The sequence below is a fragment of the Salinicoccus albus DSM 19776 genome, from assembly GCF_000385175.1.
Taxonomy (GTDB): domain Bacteria; phylum Bacillota; class Bacilli; order Staphylococcales; family Salinicoccaceae; genus Salinicoccus; species Salinicoccus albus.
Genome location: NZ_ARQJ01000030.1, coordinates 107,799 through 127,493 on the forward strand (window position 1 = coordinate 107,799; position 19,695 = coordinate 127,493).

Here is a 19,695-nt window from a genome sequence, read left to right on the forward strand (position 1 = left end):
GAAAAATTTTATGCTCGGCAGCTCAGCGGTTAAGGGTTCGAACATATATTACAGACGAAAGAGTATTCAAGTCTGCTACAATGATTGATATCAACTATGGGAAAGAGGTGTATATATGCGTTTTGAAACGAAAGCGGTGCATGCCGGACGCCAGGTCGACCCGTCGACTGGGGCAGTCACCACGCCGATGCATTTGTCCACAACATATGAACGGTCAGAGCGCGGGGCGTATACCGATGATTTTGTTTATGCCCGCGGAGATAACCCCAATCGCCGTGCATTGGAAGCGTGCCTGACGTCACTGGAGCAGGGGTATGATTGTGTGACTTATGCGTCCGGCATGGCGGCGATCTCCTCGCTAATTGAAGCACTGCCACCGGAGGCGCCGAAGAGAATCGTCATGCCGGATGATATGTATTTCGGTGTGCGTTCACTAGTGTCTGAAACGGATATCGGCAGACGATTCAATATCGTCACAGCAGATATAACGAATCTAGATGAAGTCAAACAGGTGATTGCCAGTGAAGACACAGGGTTGGTTTGGATTGAGACACCGTCCAATCCCCAGATTAAAATCACAGATATTGAGGCTGTTGTGGAAATGGCGAAACATGCCGGGGCATATACTGTCGCAGATAATACAGCGGCGACGCCAATGTTACAAACCCCTCTGCTGAAAGGTGTGGACTTCTCACTGCACTCAGTCACCAAATACATCGGCGGCCACAGTGATTTAATGCTCGGGGCCGTCATTGCCAAAGAGCACAGTCAGATGCTTGAAAATTTGAGCGCATGGCAGCATGCGAAAGGTGCAGTCCCTTCTTCATTTGACTGCTGGCTGGCGCTGCGGGGTGTTCAGACACTTTCTGCCAGAATGATGGTCCACTGTGCGAATGCCAATGCCATCGCAGCGTTTTTAAAAGCGCACCCGAAAATCGAGGCCGTTCATTACCCGGGGATATCAGAACATTCCGGCCATGACACAGCAGCGGCTCAAATGCGTGACTTCGGGGGATTATTGTCTTTTCAGGTGAAAGGCGGCGAGCAGGAAGCATTAAAAGTAGCAAATTCAGTCCAGATTGTGACCCAGGCAACGAGCCTCGGCGGCACACACAGCTACATTGAACACCGTGCTTCAGTGGAGAAAGCGCAGACAATGGCGCCGGATAATCTGCTGCGGCTGTCGGTCGGCATTGAAAATGTGGCAGATCTGAAAGACGATCTCAATCAGGCACTTTCAGAGATATGAGTAAACATGCACACATTAGAGTTATGATGTGTGCATTTCTATATTCAGGCCGTTTATATATTTCACTAAATACTTAATAAGGAGCGCTGCTATGCTTAAATCAGAAATGCACGTTGCGGTACCTACAGCTTTTTATGAAGATGAATCATTGGATACTTCAGCCACTATTTCACATGTTAAACAGTTATATAAAGACGGGGTTAAATCTGTACTCATTTCAGGTACCACGGGCGAACAGCACAGCATGCGTTTAGAGGAAAAAATTGAGCTGATCAGTGCCCTGGACAATGAGGCAGACCTAATGCAGGAGATCGAAGTCATATTCGGCGTGGCCTCAGTCAGACAAAAGGAAGCGGAACAGCTGGCCAAAAAAGTCAGAGGCACAGAAATCGCCGCTGTAATGATTGGCTTTCCACCGTATATCATTCCATCCCAGGCAGAAGCCGTGCATTATGCCAAAAAGCTGATTCAGATCAGCAATAAACCGGCGATTATATATAATAACCCAGGTCGAACAGGCTTTGACTTATCAGTTGAAAGCATTCTGGAGTTAAGCCAGCTGGATTCCGTTATTGGTGTGAAAGATCCTGGTGACAGGGAGAAAATGCGCACTGTTAAAGAAAGGATAGAGAAGGAGTTTTACTTCTATGCCGGCGGAGAAATCGATTTGGAAGCGAAAGTGATGTATGGGTATAACCGTCTGTCTTCAATTGCCGGTAATTGTTATCCGCACGAAATTGAAGAATGGTTTACTCGTTTGATTAGAGAAGAACCGGTTAAGAAAGACACCGCGTCCGCAGTCAGTCAAATCCTGTATGAAGTTTACAACGGCAGCCCCATCGTTAATATAAAAGATCATCTAAATGCCCAAGGGACGCCAATGGGAATTTGCAGACGCCCGATAGGCACAGTTAGACATACTTAGAGGCGAGGAAAGGGTTTTCTCGGGAATGAGCAAACGACGAGGCCGAGAAAAAGGGTTTTCTCGGGATTGAGCGTTCGACGAGGCCGAGAAAAAGGGTTTTCTCGGGATTGAGCAAATGACGAGGCCGAGAAAAAGGGTTTTCTCGGGATTGAGCAAATGACGACGCCGAGAAAAGAGGTTTTCTCGGGATTGAGCAGTCAACGAGGCCGAGAAAAGAGGCTTTCTCGGGATTGAGCGCTCGACGAGGCCGAGAAAAAGGGCTTTCTCGGGATTGAGCAGTCGACGAGGCCGAGATTAAAGAGGCTGGGTAAAAACACCAGCCGCTTTTTGCTTGTTTACATAAACATTTCACCTTTAACAATCGTGTGCACCAGGTTGGCATCGTGATCATAAAGGACCAGATCGGCATCTGCGCCTGTCTCAATCACCCCTTTAGTTTCTGTAACCCCTAATTCCGCCGCGGGATTATAAGATGTCATCTTCACGATATCTGTCCATCCGCAGCCGGTAAATGCTCTCATATTTTTTACAGCCTGGTTCATTGTCAACACACTGCCGGCGAGTGTTCCGTCTGCCAGTCTTGCTTCATTTTCCCTGACATTCACTTCCTGGCCGCCAAGCTCATAGACGCCATCGGGCAGTCCCTGGGCTCGCATTGCATCTGTAATGATGACCATTCTGTCTGAAGTGATGTTGTCGTATGCAAGTTTTACCATTTCCGGATTGGAGTGGATGCCGTCTAAAATGATCTCCACGGATGTCTCTGACATATAGGAGAACCCGATGACCCCGGGCTCTCTATGATGGAGCCCGCGCATTCCGTTGTACAGGTGCGTCACGTGAGTAAGCCCGTTTTTTTCTGCGTTGAGCAGCGTTTGATATTCCGCATCTGTATGACCGGCTGATGGGATGATGTTCAGTGCTTTCAGTGTCCGGAGGAAGCTGCCGTCGTCTTCTTCCGGCGCATATGTGATCATTTTGATCCGGCTGCCTGAAATATCCTGAAAATATCTGATTGTCTCCGGATCGGGGGTGATGATGTGTTCGGGATGCTGTGCACCGGGGTGTTTTTTCGAGATAAAAGGCCCTTCCTGATGAATGCCGAGCATCTCTGCCCCGGACGCGTATGAATAGTCTGCGAGGTTCATGAGTGCCCGTTCAATATTATCCAGCGTTGAAGTCATTGTTGTCGCTAGAAATGATGTTGATCCGGTGCTGGGCAGATGGGCGGAAATTTTTTCGACATATTGCATATCCGCATCCATTGCATCCACGCTGTTCCCGCCATGAATATGCATTTCAATCGCCCCCGGCAGCAGATACATGCCTCCGGCATCCATAATCTCTGTATGTTCAGGACAGTTTTCCATGGATCCAAAAGAATGGATCTTGCCGTTTTCCGTCAGCAGCCACTGATTTTTATCCACGGATTCATGTGTGACAATTGTTGCATTTATTATAAGCAATTCCATAAAGTTTCTCCCATCTTTTAGTAAATTTTATTTATCGTAAATACTTCGGAGTCATTAAAAATAGTGTACCAAAATACCATTTCTTATGCTATATTATAAGAAATACCATTTTCAAAGGGGTAAAAATAAGTTTGGGGGAATAACAATGATGAAATATTTGCAAAACCTTGGCCGCTCGTTAATGCTGCCGGTGGCGGTATTGCCTGTTGCTGCCATTCTTGCCGGTATTGCCAACTGGATTCTGGCATTCGCCGAAGAAAGCGTCATCGCAAATTTCTTATTGTTCGGAAGCGATGCGATCCTTGGTAATCTAGGCATCTTGTTTGCCGTCGGTGTGGCCATCGGCATGTCGAAGGACCAGCATGGCGCCGCCGGTCTGAGCGGGCTTGTGGCTTTTCTGGTGGTTACGTTTACATTGGAAACAGAAGGTGTGGCTGTTCTGCAGGGGATTGATGAAGGTTCAGTCAATACGGCATTTGAAAATATAAATCTGGGCAACGTATTCACCGGTATTCTGTCCGGGATCATTGCATCCATCATGTATAATCGCTTCAGTCACGTGAAATTGCCGGACGCCTTTGCATTTTTCAGCGGCAAGCGTCTTGTACCCATTATGAGTGCCGGCGCCATGCTGCTCGTCTCAGCTATTCTATTTTTTGTATGGCCGGCGGTTTATACGGGATTGGTAGGCTTCGGTACCTGGATCAGTAATATGGGTCCTGCGGGTGCAGGCCTGTATGGCTTCTTTAACCGTTTGCTGATCCCCACCGGCTTGCATCACGCGTTGAATAATGTGTTCTGGTTTGATCTTGCCGGCATTAATGATATCGCCAACTTCTGGGCAAGTGAAGGGGCGCAGGGGATTACCGGACGCTATCAGGCAGGGTTCTTCCCGATTATGATGTTCGGTCTGCCGGCGGCCGCTCTGGCTATGTATCACACGGCCAAAACGGCCCGCAGAAAGCAAGCGGCTTCCTTGATGCTGGCGGCCGGTTTCGCTTCTTTCTTTACCGGCGTCACCGAGCCGCTTGAGTTCTCTTTCATGTTCCTGGCACCGCTGTTGTATGTGGTCCATGCCTTTTTGACAGGGCTTTCGCTATTTATCGCGGCCATGTTCGAATGGACAGCCGGGTTCAGTTTCAGCGCCGGCCTGGTGGACTATACGCTCAGTTTAGCGGTACCGATTGCTAACCAGCCGTATATGTTACTTGTCCAGGGGTTGTTTTTTGCAGCACTCTACTATTTCCTGTTCCGTTTCCTGATTCAGAAATTCGACTTGAAAACACCGGGCAGGGAAGAAGGCGAAGCAGTGGAAACAGCAGGGAGCGACCCGGCACCTGCTGCCTCCGCTGACACCGCTGCTGCTCAAGAAGATGACACCACAGTGATGGCAAAGCAGATTTACGAAGGATTGGGCGGAGACGAAAACGTGACGGCGATCGACAACTGTGTCTCCCGCTTACGGATAGAAGTAGAAGATATGGATCAAGTAGATCAGGAGAAGATAAAAGCCACCGGCATTCCGGGTGTGAATGTGGTCGGCAAGCATAATATCCAAGTAGTCGTCGGGACACAAGTCCAGTTTGTAGCCGATGAAATGATTAGAATACGGGATACGGAATAAATCAAAAGTCTGTTTTGTTGGCACTGGACTGGAGCATATACTGGAAGGAATGTATAAAAACCGTTAGAATCGAAATATAGAATGGGCATCCCAGCGATGTGGGATGCCTTTTTATATTATTCTGGACGTATATTATTATATAATGAAGAAAAGGAGGAATCTGATGTTTACATATAATAACCCGGTAAAAATTCATTTTGGCCAGGGTGTTTTTGCCAGATTGAATGAATTTATCAATGAATATGACTATGAGAGTATGATTGTTGTTGCATCGAATTCACAGGTGGAATCAGGGGTGGTGAATCTGATTAAATCTGATCTGGGGGACAAGGTGAAGGCAGTGGTGAGCGGCATTGAACCGAACCCGACGACGCAGAATGTTGAAGCGATCACACAGGAGATGTATGCGCATAATGCCCACGCGGTGATTGCTGTCGGCGGCGGTTCTGCAATGGATGCATCAAAAGCTGCTGCGGCTGCCTATATGCAGGGCATATCTGCCGTTGATCTTTTGGATCATGATGATTTCACGAAAGCGCTGCCTGTCATCGCCATCCCGACAACGAGCGGATCTGCATCTGAAGTCACACCGACCGGTGTCATCAGCGACAAAGAGAATGAACTTAAAATTCCGTTAATCGGAGCAGGGCTTTACCCAAAAGCTGCGATTGTGGACCCTGAGCTGACACTGACGTGCACTCAGAGTGTGACGGCAATTTCTGGCATTGACGTTATTTGTCATGCGCTGGATGCACTTGGGGCAATGAAAAACAACCCGGTATCCGACAGTCTTGCTGTTCGTGCAGCCAGGCTTGCTTTTGACAACCTGGAAACTGCGTATAATGAACCCTCCAACAGAGAGGCAAGAAGGAATATGTCACTCGGCAGCATGCTGGCGGGTCTGGCATTCAGTCAGACAGGGACATCAGGTTCCCATGCGATGAGCTATTATTTGACCTCTCATTACGATGTCCCCCATGGCGAAGCATGCGCGTTCTCACTGGATGAATGGTTTGTCATCAATTCAAAAGTCAACCCGGAACTTAATCAGCATGCCATGGATATCGGGTTTGACAGTGCGGAGACACTCGGCCAGGCATTCAACGATCTAAAGAAAAAGGTCGGTTTGCGGTCAACGCTGGCCGAACTGGAAATAGAGCGTTCGGACATCGATAAGATTGCAGAGGAAAGTCTGAAATCGGCAAACATGAAAAATAACATTGCCCAGCTCGAAAAACCGGAAGTTGCCGGGCTGCTTAAGCGTAAATAAATATCTATGTTCTGCTTCGGTGTCATCGGTGGCAGCACGAAAACTGCGGGGTTTTTACTGTTGCTGCTGATGGTGTTCGAGACGATCGATTGCTTCCTTTGCAGTTTCTAGATGGGGACGCATTTTTTCTGCGATGTCTTCCAGACAGAATGCGGCTTCTGCTTTTTTTAAATATTCACGGGCGTTGGCAGAATCGTTCAATGCGATGAATATCAGACTCATCAAATGGTGTGATTTCCCCAAATAATACATGGAATTATGCTCCTGTATCCGGATCAGCAATTTATAGCAGACATCCATGGCTTTCAGGTACTCAAAATCAATATAAAGACAGTTTGCATAACCATAATAAAGTTGTATCAGCATATATTGATCAAAATATGTAACTTTTTCATAATTCATGATGTTTTTCCTGTAACGTTCATATAATCCCAGTGCCTGACTTTGTTTATCCTGGGAAATATAGAGATCAGCAAGAGAATTGATAATCTCAAGCTCAAGATCGGCTTTGTTTTTCTTTTCTTCGATCAGTCTGACCAGAATCTTTTCAGCCGTATCATATTTGTTTTCATTTCTGTACACGATGGCGGAATATGTATCAAACAGCCTGTCATAATTTTTGTATTTCAAATCAAACTTCAGATTATTATTGATGGTCTCTTTGGCATCCTGCAATGTCATTTTCAACATATCCGGATGCCTGAAATAGACATATTCCCTTAATTTTTCCAGGTAGTAGTCGATCAATGCATATTCGGAACCCTCATCAACAAACAACGTCTGCATATCGATACCAAGCCTTTGACACAGCTGGTACAGCACTTCAGCCGTAATCGCAGTATCTCCGCGTTCAAATCTGTATATTGTGGTCATGCCGCATATGCCCTCGGAAAGGTCTTTATGGGTGAACCCTTTCAAGTTGCGAATGGCTTTGAATCGTTCGTGGTATTCCATAAAATCCCTCCTGTTTGTTCACAATTTTTGCATATGTGAATATTGATTAAATATTTTGACTACTTCATAATGAACTTATAAACATTGATTGGTGGTGAATGGGATGAAAAAACTTGTCAGTGCTTTGGTTCTGGGCTTCATGCTATTGGGCGCAGTTTCTTTAAGCAATCCGGAAACAGTAGAAGCGAGTACTGTTAAATCGGATACAACAGAAACCGTGGCCGAGTTTCAGACCACTGGTTATCTACCTGACGGCAGACCCAGACCGATCGATGTTTACTAGGGACTCATAGTAAGTTCATTTTTCCTTACCCTTAATTGGATTGACCCCTGCCTGCTGAATGCACCCGACCTCTTAATAATTTCAGGCAGGGGCTTTTTTGTGTCAAATTTGCATGATGTATTTGGATCAGGGCGCTTCTCTTACGTTTTATTATACATAATTGTGACTATAATTTCATTTTTCCTTTGATTTGTTATAATAAGCTAAAAGCGATTTTGGAGGAAGCAATGAAAAAGTATATCAGAGTTGTCGGCGCGGTGATTGTAAATGAACAGGATGAAATTTTATGCGCCCAGCGTCCTGAAGGTAAAAATCTGGCGTTAAAGTGGGAATTCCCCGGCGGTAAGGTTGAAGCAGGGGAAACCCCGGATGCCGCTTTAATCCGTGAGCTTAAGGAAGAGATGGACTGTGATATCAAAGTTGGAGATAAGATCACAACGACAGTTCATGAATACGATTTTGGAACGGTGGAACTGACGACATACTACTCCACAATCATAGACGGTGAAATTCAGCTGATTGAACATGTGGATATGAAATGGCTGGAGCGAAAAAGGATCGGGGCGCTTGAATGGGCACCTGCGGATATTCCGGCGATTAAAATGATTGCCAGTGGATAGAGAAAAGACGCCGGTCACATGAGTGGCCGGCGCTTATTTGGATTAATCTGGCTTTTTTGCAGGGAGTCAGTCATTCCGATTATGAACGTTCACTTCCGCATTGCGGTTTTCCACAATTTCTTCAGCGCGGGCGACTGCGTCTCTTTTATATTCAAATGTGTCGCTTGGTTTATCCGCCCCTTTTGTTTTCACTTTCCATTCTTTTTCTTTAAAGTACACGTCCACATTATTATCTGCGAGTTCCGGCCCTTTGGCGTCCGGGTCGCTTTTATGCTGTGTAATATTTTTATCTTCCAATTTCCTTATATCAGCTTCGTTTGCATTCTTGTACCATTCCTGTGCCTGTTCCGTGCCTACAGGGATTGCACGCCCGGCCTCATAGCCTTCCTCAAGCATCGCATTGATGATATCTATCGCTTTTCTTCTTTCAATCTTTTCAAGGCTTTTTAATGAACTCGGATAATCCGTCATTGTATAAGGCATTATGATTTCTCCTTTCATAGAAATCTAGTAGTATAATACCCAAAATACAAAAATTTAAAAGGTGATATTTTATGCTATTTACATTCAATGTGGATACGAACGAACGGGAAGAATTCGTGAATATTGATGCTTTGGTGGATGAGGCTGTTAAAAAGAGCGGGATAAAAAACGGTGTGGCCACGGTGTTTACGCCGCATACGACGGCGGGGATTACGATCAACGAAAATGCGGACCCGGACGTGACGCGTGATCTTGTTTACGGTATGAATGTAACTTTTGACAATAAAAAGGAATACCGTCATGCTGAGGGCAACACTGATTCTCATATGAAATCGTCTTTGACAGGGGCGAGTGAAACGCTGATCATAGAAGCGGGGAGCGTGATCTACGGGACGTGGCAAAGCACTTATTTTGCCGAGTTCGACGGTCCGAGGACACGCAGGGTCCATGTTAAAATAATTGAAGGGTAGTTCAGGCAAAATAAAACCTGCACTGGGTCAGTGCAGGAAAAATAGGAGAAATTTTTATTAAAAAATGGAATAGGTTGTAGTTAATATCTATTAACTGTCCCCTATAATACTGAATTTTCTGATTAATTTCAAGGGAAAATCTCTAAATTTTTAAAATTAATTGAAATTCTCCGGGTGAAGTATTAAAAATTTATATTGGAGGCTATCATGCAAATGATAAAATCGCTGTTACAGATTGTTTTCAAACTGATGGTCACGCTGCTTGTCATTTTAGCCGCGGGCTCTGCAGTGCTGGCGTTCTTCCTTAAAAAAGATGTGGATGAGATCAAGGCATTCACTGATAATCTCAAGCGGGAAAATGTATGAGGGAACGCTGGCGGACCGGCCGTTCCGCCAGCGTTCTTTATCATTCATTCAAAGCCCGGTCCAATACTTCTATGTTTTCTTGCATAATGGACTGATAAGTAGCATCTTCCGGATCATCATCGGTCAAAACGGAAATGTTGTGGAATTCGAGCGGCTCTGTGTCTGTCTGGTTTCGGATGGTGTCAGTTGTACTTGAGCTTGTGTTCTGTTCATAAAGGATATAAGGCGCCTCCGTCGATTCTATACTGTCAACGATTTCTGTCAGCGCCTGCTGTGAAGGCTGCTGGTTGTTGATGCCGGAAATGCCGATCTGCTCGAAATGATATCTGTCTGCGAGATAGCCAATGGATTCATGGGATATATATACGCTGTCTCTTTTCGGTGATTGTGTGATTTCCTGGAGCTGGCTGTCGATATCTTCCAGGTCTGATTTGAGCGCCTCAAAGTTTTCATTATACAGATCTTCATGCTCCGGATACATTTCGATCAGACGATCCAGGATCGATTCGGCCATGCTGATCGATACTACCGGATCCAGCCAGAGATGCGGATCCTGTGAACCTTGAGCGTGTTCATGGTCATGCGATTCACTTTCGTCATGTTCATGCGCATGATCTGTTTCCACCATGTTTTCTTCAGATATTCCCTCGGCTGCTGCAAATGCTTCAGTATTTTCTCCTATGGCACTTGTGATCGTTTCAGCGACCGGGTCGAGTGCATCTGTCGTGTAGATGAAGAGGCTGCCCTCAGCATACTCCAGGATTTCTTGCTGTGTCGGTTCATATGAGTGCGCATCGACGCCGTTCGGATAGATTGTCTCGACGGTCACAGTGTCCCCGGCAATTTGTTCAGTAAAGCTTTGCAGTGGAAATACTGTGGTATAGATTGTTGCTGTCTCACTGCCGTCCTCCTCAGTTTCAGCTGCATCGCTGCATGCTGTAAGTGAGAGTGCGAACAGAGTCATAGATAATAAGATTAGCACCTTTTTCATGTGAAGCTCTCCTTCTTCATTCGTAATCATTACGATTTAAAATTATATCGTAACGATTCCGATTAGGCAAGGGGGTTTTTAACCTTTTTACCAGGTGATTGATAAAAGTATTGAAAAATTGAGGATGAACCTTTAGAATAAGTAAGGCGGTTTAATGAAGATTCGGGTCTGGCTGTTATGTAATTGATAAATGTTTCATCTTTACCGAGATGATCAACTGGCCAGTTGAAAAGCGGCCGGGCAGTACTTTCAAAAGACGGCCCGGCATGGTATTATACTAATAATGTTCCAATTTACAGATCCATCACCCTTAAATCGAATGAGAAACACCAGATAAAGGAGGTGTAATTGATGAGAGTAAATATAACTTTGGCTTGCACTGAAACGGGAGATCGCAACTACATTACGACTAAAAACAAGAAAAACAATCCTGAGCGTATCGAAATGAAAAAATTCTCCCCAAGATTGAACAAACACACAATGCACCGTGAAACTAAATAATGGGTACAATCTGCCATCCTCATTTGGGGATGGTATTTATTTTGTGATGAGTGGAAGTGAACAAGCCTGTTTGATATCATTGAATTATCATTAACTGTATTTTGGCAAGTGAATCATTCTTAAGGAGAATTGGCTGATGACTACTATTATGGACGGCAGGAAAGTTGCAGGGCATTTATCTGAAGAGATCAAGGATGCGCTGTCACAGTCGAAGAAGCACGGTATCAGACCGAAAGTTGCCTTTGTCAGGGTCGGGGATATGCCGGACGCCATCTCATATGAAAATGCGGCGTTCCGGCGGTTTGAAAAGCTTGGCATCGATGCGGAGCAATATCATTTTCCGGAAGATGTTTCCGCGAAAGCTTTCTTAACAAAATTCAGGGAAATCAACAGCGATCATGCAATTAATGGTATTCTGCTGCTGCAGCCGGTGCCGGAACATATTTCCATGAAGCGTGTCGTCGAACTGATGAACCCGATCAAGGATATTGACGGCATGACACAAGTAAACCTCGGCAAGGTTCTGACCGGTGAGGATGATCGGCTGGAACCCTGTACGCCGGCAGCAGTGATGGAAATGCTCAATTTCTACAATATTGACCTGAAGGGCAAAAATGTCACGCTCGTCGGGGCCAGTGCCGTGGTCGGCAAACCGCTGGCCCTGTCACTGATGAATAAGGACGCAACGGTAACAATATGCAATCTCTATACGGATGATCTTGTAAGCAGGTGTGCGGATGCCGATGTGATCATCAGTGCCGCCGGCGCAGTTAATCTCATCGATGAACCGCATGTGAAAGCGGGGGCGATCATCGTTGATGTCGGTATCAATTTCAATGCGGATGGCAAAATGGTCGGCGATGTGAACTATGAAGCGGTTAAGGATAAGGCGGCATTCATTACACCTGTCCCCGGCGGTGTGGGTGCCATTACGACAACTGTACTTGCATATCATCTGATGATGGCAACGGATTTCCAGAAAGAACCGGTGTTGTTTCTGGAAAACTGATGGGTTCCTGCTCAATACGAGCAGGATTTTTCAGTTACAGCATAGCGATATCCAATATGTCCATGAATGATACGAAAACCACATCATCAGTATCACCCCCGGCATCCAGTTGCTGAGCAATCAGCATCATGCTCCAAATATCCACTTTGATGATCTTAAGCTTCACTTGAAACCGTCTGCCGTCATAATAATATTCCAGTTTGATATTGCGTTTGTCGTTCATGGCTTTTTTCAACACACGGTCCATGTCTTCCAGCCGGTCATCAGAAAGTTCGGGGCGGCTGATTTTAGTCTGGCTGTCAATCATGTCCTCCACTGCTTCAAACTGTTCGGGCATCGTTGCAAATGGTGCCCATTTAATCATGCCGCGGCCTCTGGGAATATTAGAATCCAGCTTGTCGATGGGCATATCACGGTAATCCATTTACATCCCTTCTTCTCTCTTAAAAAGTTTATACTGCAATTATACGAACATACGTTCTACTTTTCAAGCGGAGGATTTAAAACATTTTATTTAGGGGAGGGGCGGGTGTATGCTAATATGAATGAAAATGTCTGAAACAGGAGGAATAAAATGATCGGATACGCAGGTACTTATACGAAAGATCAGGGCAAAGGCATTTACCGGTTCGAACTGGATGCTGAAGCTGGCAGGCTTTTAAGTGCTGAAACAGTGGCAGAAACCCCCAATGCAACTTATTTAGAAGTTTTGAACGACCGGGTTTTTGCGATTAAGAAAGGGAAGACTAAAGCAGGGATTGCTACTTTTGAAATTGAAAATCTTGAGACAGGCACCCTCCGGTTCATCGACGACTGCCTGGAGGAAGGCGGTTCGGGCTGCCATCTCACCGTAACATCTGACCACAATTATCTGCTTGATACTGTGTACGCTTCCGGAGAAGTCAGATTATATGAAATTGACGACCGGGCAGTTGTGACAGACCGGCTGGATACCTACCAGGTGGAAGGGGACGGCCCCCATGAAAGACAGGATGGTCCGCATGCGCATTTTGTAGCAGAAACCCCTGATAAACAGTATATTGCGGCGGTGGATCTCGGAGCAGATAAGATCATTACGTTAAAAATTGAAGACAACAGCCTGGTTGAAGCAGCAGAATGCAGGGTGGCAGCCGGCAGCGGGCCGCGCCATCTGGTGTTCAATGATACAGGAGATTATGCCTATATCTTCACAGAGCTGTCCAATGAAGTCATTGTGGCTGCTTATGCCGATGGGGAATTTACGCCGGGGGCGGTCTATACGGCTCTGCCTGAAGATTTCGACGGCCATTCGCAGGGCGGTGCCATACGCATCCATCCAAACGGCCGGTATATATATGTATCAAACAGAGGACATAACAGCATTACTGTGTTTGAAATCGACAATGATGGCAGCGCATTGAGGAAAGTGCAGACTGAACCGACAAACGGCGACTGGCCGCGTGATTTTAACATCACGCCGGATGGAGCGTATCTGATTTGTGCGCATGAACGCTCGCATAACCTTGTACTTTTCAAAGTCGGAGATGACGGCACGATTGCCCGTCGGGAAGGGGAGCCGGAGGTGCCGGAAGGCGTCTTCGTCGGATTCTTGTAAACGATGAGAAAAGGGAACTGGGTTGTCATTGCGCTTCTCATCATTGCAGGATTGGTGCTCTTTTTACCATTGGCAGACAAGACGAGCGGATCAGAGCGTGTCATCGTCGATCATACACTTCATGAGATTGTTTCCCCCGGCTGTTTCGATCAGGCAGAGCTGACGAATTACATTGATGAAGTATCTTTCTCCAGGGCGGTTGACGAGCTGGAGTACACAGTGGAAGATGAGTGTTCAAAAGAATTTCTTCAGAAGGGCAAAGAAAGTGTAATAAGTAAAATTTTTAATGAATAAAAATATGAATACGATATTGATTTTTCTGAATATTGGTGCTATTATTGATTCATACCATTTTTTTCATTCTTTCAACTATAATTTTGGAATTGCCTTCCAAGCAGAAACCCCCCGCTCTTGAGCGGGGGGTTTCTGCTTGGCTGCGGTCTATAGCCGGATATCGTCGTAACTGTTATCTCTGATTGCATGTTTCACATACGGACAAGTCGGCTTGATCTTCATGTTCTCGTCTCTGGCATCTTTGACGATTTCATCCACCAGATCTTTGGCAATGCCCCGGCCGCGTTGGTCCGGATCTGTGAATGTGCTGGTGACGTCATAGTAATCATCGTGTTCGGTGTATTTGAGGTCAGCAATTTCCACATCGTTCTCTTTGATATAATACTTGCCTGCTTCCTTATTAATCATACAAACACCCCTTTCTATGACAGTGCTTCGGTAATGTTGGGCACGACTTGTTTCTTACGTGATACAACACCTTCCAGCACTGCTGTATTATCATCCAGTGAAACGTCAAACGCTTGTTCAACAGCACCTGCTTCTTTGCCGAGTGACAGTATTTTTGAATTAGAATTAAGAATATCAGTGACTACAAGTACAAACAGATCGTAATCTTTTGCCTCAATTTCCTGATTGATTGCGGCTTCGATTTCATCTCTTCTTTCGAAAACTTCATCCACATCTACAACGTTGACCTGGGCAATCCGCGTCGTTTTAGGGCCCATCTCGAATGACTTGGCATCTCCTGTGATCATTTCTTCAGCTGTTTTTTCCTTCGTGGATGCGCCCGCCCTCAGCATGTCAATGCCGTATGCCTCAAGATCTACATCTGCAATTTCCTTAAGTTCTGAGGCTGTATCGATATCTTGTTCAGTCGTTGTCGGTGACTTGAACAGGAGCGTATCGGAAACGATGGCTGAAACCATGAGTCCAGCGATTTCTTTTGTGATTTCAAGGCCGTTTTCCTTATACACTTTGTTCAGGATTGTCGCTGTACAGCCCACGGGTTCGCCGCGGTAGTAAAGCGGTGAACCGGTCTGGAAGTTGGCGATGCGATGATGGTCAAATACTTTGGTGACGTGCGCTTTGCCGATATCTTTCACGGACTGCTGGAATTCGTTATGGTCCACGAGAATGACTTTGTCTTCCTCCGTCACCGATTCCAGAAGTTCCGGCACACTCACATTGAAATAATCCAGCGCATATGCCGTTTCGGCATTTATCTCGTCGAGGCGGTATGCGGTCGTGTCATTGCCCAGCTGACCTTCGATATCTGAAGCGACGATTGCTGATGCTATTGTGTCAGTGTCCGGACTCTGATGGCCAAAAATTTTAACTGCACTCATATTTAATGTCTCCTTTATATATATTTACTATTCCCATTTTATCACTCCGCTATGCATTCTTCTATTCTTCAACCACAGCCCCCATGGAATTTTTAAAATGATCCAGTGCCACCTTGTGGCCGTCAGGGTTAAATGAGGCGACGCATGTTGAAGGGACAACGATCTTGTACCCGGCATTGTATGCGTCCACAGCGGTATGCATTATGCATATATCCGTTACAAGCCCGGTTAAAACAACAGTATCGATCTCTCTTTCATTGAGCAGCTGTGCCAGGTTTGTGCCGGCAAATGCGCTGTACCTTCTCTTGTCGATGAAAAACACGTTTTGAGCCCCTTTAATTTCTCCATATTTTTCTTTCACTCTGCCATACAGTTCCCTGCCTTTTGTTCCTTCGATATTGTGCGGCGGAAAAAGCGCTGTTTCGGGATGATACGGATCATTTTCATGGTGGAGATCCATCATGAAAAATATCGGCGTTGAAGCGCTGTAGAAAAGATCGATTTTCGCAGCAAGTGCGTCCTGTATCGCCTGCGCCGGCGCCCCGGCGGTCAGCTTGCCATCTGGTGCGGCAAAGTCATATGAGTAATCAATGACAATGAGTGCCTCTGACATTAAAATCCCTCTTTCCCCGGTTATTTTAATTTTATTATTTCATTAATTTCCCTGAAATGCTATTGTGTTGAAGCATTTTTCTTGACGATAAAGAAGATGTTCAACGACAGTGCCGTTACAATGATCAGCGCGATAAATGTAAAATAGAATGCGCCGCCGGTGGCACCGATAATTGCGCCGCCGATGGCCGGGCCGAAAATACTGCCCAGACTGAACATGATGCCCGCCATCAGGTTGCCGGCAGGCAGATTCGATTTCGGTGTGATATCTGTCATGTAGCTGATGCCGAGTGAGTACATCGAACCTACGAAAATTCCGGCAAGTATGAACAATATCAGCAGCATGATGAATGAAGTGCTGAAAAGTTCCATCAATATGAATGTGCCTGCACCCAAGGCGAGTAATATCGATATCATTTTTCCGCGTCCCATCCTGTCGCCGAGCGCGCCGATCGGGACCTGCAGTATGATTGCGCCAAAGCTGAATGCAGGGAGGATCCATGTCACCTGTGAAATTTCAAAACCGTTGCGGACAGCAAAGACCGGAAAGTTACTGTTTAAGGACGCTTCCAGCACTCCGAATATCATCGGGAACAGAAACGCCGCCCAGCTGGTGATGATTACAGCTTTGAAATTCCGGAACGTATTGAAGATAGTCACTCTTGCGCCGGTATCGACAGGCTTGGCATCTGCGCCTGAGATCAGAAAGATCAGCGGCCAGGCAATCATCGACAACGCCCCTGAAATGAGGAAAGGTAAAGGTTCCCAAATCGTCACCAGCTCACTGACTTTCGGTCCGGCCATGAATCCCAGCGAGAAGAATAACCCGTAAAACGCAACGACTGTACCCAGTTTCTGTTTTGGCGCGGTCTGTGTCAGCCACGTCTGCGTGCTGAACTGGAGGGCATTATCCCCGATGCCGACAAAAAGCCGCAGTACAAACCAGAATATGATACTGCCCCAGAGCGGGAAGGCCAGAAGTGATAAGCTGACAATGATACCGCCCGTGATGATCATTGGACGGAATCCGTATTTTCTGAGCGGTGCTTCTATGAAGAGTGCCGAGAGGAGCACACCAATATATAACCCCGAAGCATGCAGGCCGTTGACAGCCGGGCTGATACCGCGATTTTCAAATATGAACGAAATCAGCGGCAGCAGCAGGCCCTGGGAGAACCCTGAGATACAGACGATGACTGACAGAATGATAAAATGGGCTCTGAAACGCTCAAATTGCATGTGATCCCTCCAGTTTTTAATAGTATTGGTGTAGAATATCTTATGTTAAAATAATTATAATTGGCAATAGAGAATTTATGAAGGGGCGGCTGGCATGTATAAATTTGATGATGACAGTTTCATGTTACACACAGATCTATATCAGATCAATATGAGCAAGACCTATTTGGAGATGGGGCTGGCAGACCGCAATGCGGTGTTCGACCTTTATTTCAGGGAGATGCCCTTCGACAATGGTTATGCGGTATTTGCCGGGCTCGAGCGAATCATAGATTTTCTCGAGCATTTAAGGTTTACGGACAGCGATATAGAGTACCTGCGTTCACTTGGGTACGACGCGTCATTTCTTGCCTATCTGAAAGAACTGAAATTCACGGGTAATGTCCGCTCGGTCCAGGAAGGGGAAGTCGTATTTTCCAAGATGCCCCTGTTGGAAATCGAGGCGCCGATCATTCAGGCGCAGCTGATAGAGACAGCACTGCTCAACATCGTCAACTTTCAGACGCTGATTGCCACGAAAGCGAGCAGAATACGTCAAATTGTCCCGGATGACCAGCTGATGGAATTCGGCACAAGGCGGGCGCATGAGTTCGATGCGGCAGTGTGGGGCGCCAGGGCGGCGGTGATCGGCGGGTTTGACGGTACAAGCAATATGCGGGCGGCAAAGCTGTTCGGCCTGCCGGCCAGCGGGACGCATGCACATGCAATGGTCCAGGCATACGGTGATGATTACGACGCGTTTAAAGCGTATGCGGATACACACAGGGACTGTGTATTTTTAGTCGACACCTTCGATACGCTGCGGTCAGGGGTGCCGAATGCGATCAAAGTCGCAAAAGAATATGGGGATCAGATCAATTTCCTCGGTATCCGTCTGGATTCCGGGGATATCGCGTATCTTTCAAAAGCGGCGCGAAGAATGCTGGATGAAGCCGGATTTACAGAAGCCCGGATCGTTGTCTCAAACGACTTGGATGAAATGACCATTGTCTCTCTGCTCAACCAGGGGGCACAGGTGGATAACTGGGGCATCGGGACAAAGCTGATTACTGCGTATGACCAGCCGGCACTGGGGGCAGTATACAAACTCACTGCGGTTGAAAATGAGGAAGGAACGCTTGAGAATCGTATAAAAATCTCAGGCAATCCTGAAAAAGTGACGACACCGGGCAAGAAAAATGTCCACAGAATCATCAATACGAATACCGGCATGTCCGAAGGCGAGTATATCTCCCATCATGACGAGGCACTGGACGAGGATGAACCGCTGCTCATGTTCCACCCGGTCCATACGATGAAAAGGAAACTCATTCGTTCATTCAGGAAAGTGGAATTGCTGGAAGATATTTTCAGACATGGGGAACTGGTCTATGAGCGGGAGGAAATATCGGATATACAGAAACGGGTGGAAGATAATCTGGATATACTATGGGAAGAGTACAAGCGTTTCCTAAACCCTGAAGAATATCCGGTAGACCTGTCCAGTGAACTCTGGCAGATCAAGCAGGACCTGATTGAAGAGGTCAGTAATAAAACATTGGAGTGATGTATGTGAAGGGGCTTCAGCAGAAGATCATCGATGAGATGTTTGTGAAGCCGTCGATAGATCCGGCGGCAGAAACAAGAGAAATTATAGATTTCATGAAAAAGTATGCCAGGGACCACACCTTCATCAAATCTTTTGTCCTGGGTATCTCGGGCGGTCAGGATTCCACTCTGCTCGGCAAATTGGTCCAGATGGCAGTGGATGAGTTGAACAAGGAAGATAGTGCAAGCTATGAATTTCACGGCCTCCGTCTCCCTTACGGGGAACAGAAAGATGCCATTGATGCTGATGATGCAGTGGCATTCATCAAACCCACACACAGGGAAACCATTGATATCAGACCGTCTGTGGATGCCAGTGTCAACGCTTTAAATGAAGCAGGGTACACAATCAGCGAATTTGTGAAGGGCAACGAAAAAGCAAGGGAGCGCATGAAGGTGCAATATGCTGTGGCGGCATCGAGCAGCGGAATCGTTCTGGGGACTGATCATCCTGCAGAGGATATCACTGGATTTTATACTAAATTCGGCGACGGCGCTGCGGATCTTGCACCGTTGTACGGACTCAACAAACGGCAGGGCAAAGAGATGCTGAAGTATCTGGGGGCGCCCGCCCGCCTCTATGAAAAAACACCGACAGCAGATCTGGAGAGTGATCAACCGCTCCTTAGCGACGAGGAAGCGCTTGGTGTCACCTATAACGCCATCGATGATTTTTTAGAGGGCAGGGAAATTTCCGAAGAGGATTATGAAACGATTATAAAGTGGTATATCAGAACCCAGCATAAGCGCGATCATCCTTATCACAGAAACTTCCTTCCGGACTATGAATAATTTATAAAGCAGAG

The 19,695-nt window shown here is 46.4% G+C and carries 23 protein-coding genes; 14 read left to right on the forward strand and 9 right to left on the reverse strand.

The window, feature by feature from the left end:
• The first annotated feature begins 115 nt into the window (after positions 1-115).
• Positions 116-1,249, forward strand: coding sequence for a trans-sulfuration enzyme family protein (locus G343_RS0109990; protein ID WP_020008005.1), 1,134 nt, complete (start codon positions 116-118; stop codon positions 1,247-1,249).
• Positions 1,250-1,340: 91 nt separating this feature from the next.
• On the forward strand, positions 1,341-2,174 hold the full coding sequence (locus G343_RS0109995; RefSeq protein ID WP_020008006.1) for a dihydrodipicolinate synthase family protein: 834 nt from the start codon (positions 1,341-1,343) through the stop codon (positions 2,172-2,174).
• 335 nt (positions 2,175-2,509) lie between these two features.
• Here G343_RS0109995 and nagA read toward each other — a convergent pair whose 3' ends face one another.
• Entirely contained in the window at positions 2,510-3,646 is a 1,137-nt protein-coding gene (gene nagA / locus G343_RS0110000; protein WP_020008007.1) for an N-acetylglucosamine-6-phosphate deacetylase, read from the reverse strand.
• Between the two features lie 145 nt (positions 3,647-3,791).
• Between nagA and nagE the strand changes: the two genes are divergently transcribed.
• Together nagE and G343_RS0110010 are read left to right on the forward strand one after the other, a co-directional pair.
• Positions 3,792-5,270: an N-acetylglucosamine-specific PTS transporter subunit IIBC gene (nagE, locus tag G343_RS0110005; protein WP_020008008.1), complete on the forward strand. Its 1,479-nt coding sequence runs from the start codon at positions 3,792-3,794 to the stop codon at positions 5,268-5,270.
• Positions 5,271-5,433: 163 nt separating this feature from the next.
• Positions 5,434-6,540, forward strand: coding sequence for an iron-containing alcohol dehydrogenase (locus G343_RS0110010; RefSeq protein ID WP_020008009.1), 1,107 nt, complete (start codon positions 5,434-5,436; stop codon positions 6,538-6,540).
• Between the two features lie 54 nt (positions 6,541-6,594).
• Here the strand turns inward: G343_RS0110010 and G343_RS0110015 are convergent, their stop codons facing one another.
• Entirely contained in the window at positions 6,595-7,494 is a 900-nt protein-coding gene (locus G343_RS0110015) for a helix-turn-helix domain-containing protein (RefSeq protein WP_020008010.1), read from the reverse strand.
• Positions 7,495-7,597: 103 nt separating this feature from the next.
• Between G343_RS0110015 and G343_RS0110020 the strand changes: the two genes are divergently transcribed.
• Entirely contained in the window at positions 7,598-7,777 is a 180-nt protein-coding gene (locus G343_RS0110020) for a hypothetical protein (protein ID WP_020008011.1), read from the forward strand.
• A gap of 227 nt (positions 7,778-8,004) precedes the next feature.
• Complete coding sequence (locus tag G343_RS0110025; protein ID WP_020008012.1) at positions 8,005-8,397, forward strand: (deoxy)nucleoside triphosphate pyrophosphohydrolase; 393 nt, start codon at positions 8,005-8,007, stop codon at positions 8,395-8,397.
• Between the two features lie 66 nt (positions 8,398-8,463).
• On the opposite strand, the gene G343_RS0110030 is transcribed toward G343_RS0110025, so the two are convergent.
• Positions 8,464-8,880: a DUF2188 domain-containing protein gene (locus G343_RS0110030; RefSeq protein WP_020008013.1), complete on the reverse strand. Its 417-nt coding sequence runs from the start codon at positions 8,878-8,880 to the stop codon at positions 8,464-8,466.
• Positions 8,881-8,951: 71 nt separating this feature from the next.
• Between G343_RS0110030 and G343_RS0110035 the strand changes: the two genes are divergently transcribed.
• Complete coding sequence (locus G343_RS0110035) at positions 8,952-9,350, forward strand: secondary thiamine-phosphate synthase enzyme YjbQ (RefSeq protein WP_020008014.1); 399 nt, start codon at positions 8,952-8,954, stop codon at positions 9,348-9,350.
• 207 nt (positions 9,351-9,557) lie between these two features.
• On the forward strand, positions 9,558-9,716 hold the full coding sequence (locus G343_RS15590; RefSeq protein WP_020008015.1) for a hypothetical protein: 159 nt from the start codon (positions 9,558-9,560) through the stop codon (positions 9,714-9,716).
• 40 nt (positions 9,717-9,756) lie between these two features.
• Here G343_RS15590 and G343_RS0110045 read toward each other — a convergent pair whose 3' ends face one another.
• Complete coding sequence (locus G343_RS0110045; RefSeq protein WP_020008016.1) at positions 9,757-10,707, reverse strand: metal ABC transporter solute-binding protein, Zn/Mn family; 951 nt, start codon at positions 10,705-10,707, stop codon at positions 9,757-9,759.
• Positions 10,708-11,058: 351 nt separating this feature from the next.
• On the opposite strand from G343_RS0110045, the gene rpmG reads away from it, so the two are divergent.
• Complete coding sequence (gene rpmG / locus G343_RS0110050; protein ID WP_020008017.1) at positions 11,059-11,208, forward strand: 50S ribosomal protein L33; 150 nt, start codon at positions 11,059-11,061, stop codon at positions 11,206-11,208.
• Positions 11,209-11,344: 136 nt separating this feature from the next.
• Entirely contained in the window at positions 11,345-12,217 is an 873-nt protein-coding gene (locus G343_RS0110055; protein ID WP_020008018.1) for a bifunctional 5,10-methylenetetrahydrofolate dehydrogenase/5,10-methenyltetrahydrofolate cyclohydrolase, read from the forward strand.
• A gap of 34 nt (positions 12,218-12,251) precedes the next feature.
• Here the strand turns inward: G343_RS0110055 and G343_RS0110060 are convergent, their stop codons facing one another.
• Positions 12,252-12,641, reverse strand: coding sequence for a YolD-like family protein (locus tag G343_RS0110060; protein ID WP_020008019.1), 390 nt, complete (start codon positions 12,639-12,641; stop codon positions 12,252-12,254).
• 150 nt (positions 12,642-12,791) lie between these two features.
• On the opposite strand from G343_RS0110060, the gene G343_RS0110065 reads away from it, so the two are divergent.
• Both G343_RS0110065 and G343_RS0110070 read left to right on the forward strand, forming a co-directional pair.
• Positions 12,792-13,811, forward strand: a complete 1,020-nt coding sequence (locus G343_RS0110065; protein WP_020008020.1) for a lactonase family protein — start codon at positions 12,792-12,794, stop codon at positions 13,809-13,811.
• Between the two features lie 3 nt (positions 13,812-13,814).
• Positions 13,815-14,105: a hypothetical protein gene (locus tag G343_RS0110070; RefSeq protein ID WP_020008021.1), complete on the forward strand. Its 291-nt coding sequence runs from the start codon at positions 13,815-13,817 to the stop codon at positions 14,103-14,105.
• A gap of 147 nt (positions 14,106-14,252) precedes the next feature.
• Here G343_RS0110070 and G343_RS0110080 read toward each other — a convergent pair whose 3' ends face one another.
• The 4 genes from G343_RS0110080 to G343_RS0110095 all read right to left on the reverse strand — a co-directional run bounded on the left by G343_RS0110080 (position 14,253) and on the right by G343_RS0110095 (position 17,302).
• Positions 14,253-14,513, reverse strand: a complete 261-nt coding sequence (locus tag G343_RS0110080) for a GNAT family N-acetyltransferase (RefSeq protein ID WP_020008023.1) — start codon at positions 14,511-14,513, stop codon at positions 14,253-14,255.
• Between the two features lie 14 nt (positions 14,514-14,527).
• Positions 14,528-15,451 carry a manganese-dependent inorganic pyrophosphatase gene (locus tag G343_RS0110085; RefSeq protein ID WP_020008024.1) on the reverse strand — a complete coding sequence of 308 codons (924 nt, stop codon included), beginning with the start codon at positions 15,449-15,451 and terminating at the stop codon, positions 14,528-14,530.
• Positions 15,452-15,512: 61 nt separating this feature from the next.
• Positions 15,513-16,064: a cysteine hydrolase family protein gene (locus tag G343_RS0110090; protein ID WP_020008025.1), complete on the reverse strand. Its 552-nt coding sequence runs from the start codon at positions 16,062-16,064 to the stop codon at positions 15,513-15,515.
• A gap of 59 nt (positions 16,065-16,123) precedes the next feature.
• Positions 16,124-17,302 carry an MFS transporter gene (locus G343_RS0110095; protein ID WP_020008026.1) on the reverse strand — a complete coding sequence of 393 codons (1,179 nt, stop codon included), beginning with the start codon at positions 17,300-17,302 and terminating at the stop codon, positions 16,124-16,126.
• Between the two features lie 94 nt (positions 17,303-17,396).
• On the opposite strand from G343_RS0110095, the gene G343_RS0110100 reads away from it, so the two are divergent.
• Entirely contained in the window at positions 17,397-18,848 is a 1,452-nt protein-coding gene (locus tag G343_RS0110100) for a nicotinate phosphoribosyltransferase (protein WP_020008027.1), read from the forward strand.
• Positions 18,848-19,681 carry an ammonia-dependent NAD(+) synthetase gene (nadE, locus tag G343_RS0110105; protein ID WP_020008028.1) on the forward strand — a complete coding sequence of 278 codons (834 nt, stop codon included), beginning with the start codon at positions 18,848-18,850 and terminating at the stop codon, positions 19,679-19,681. The genes G343_RS0110100 and nadE overlap by 1 nt, the downstream gene beginning before the upstream one ends.
• The last annotated feature ends 14 nt before the right edge of the window (positions 19,682-19,695 follow it).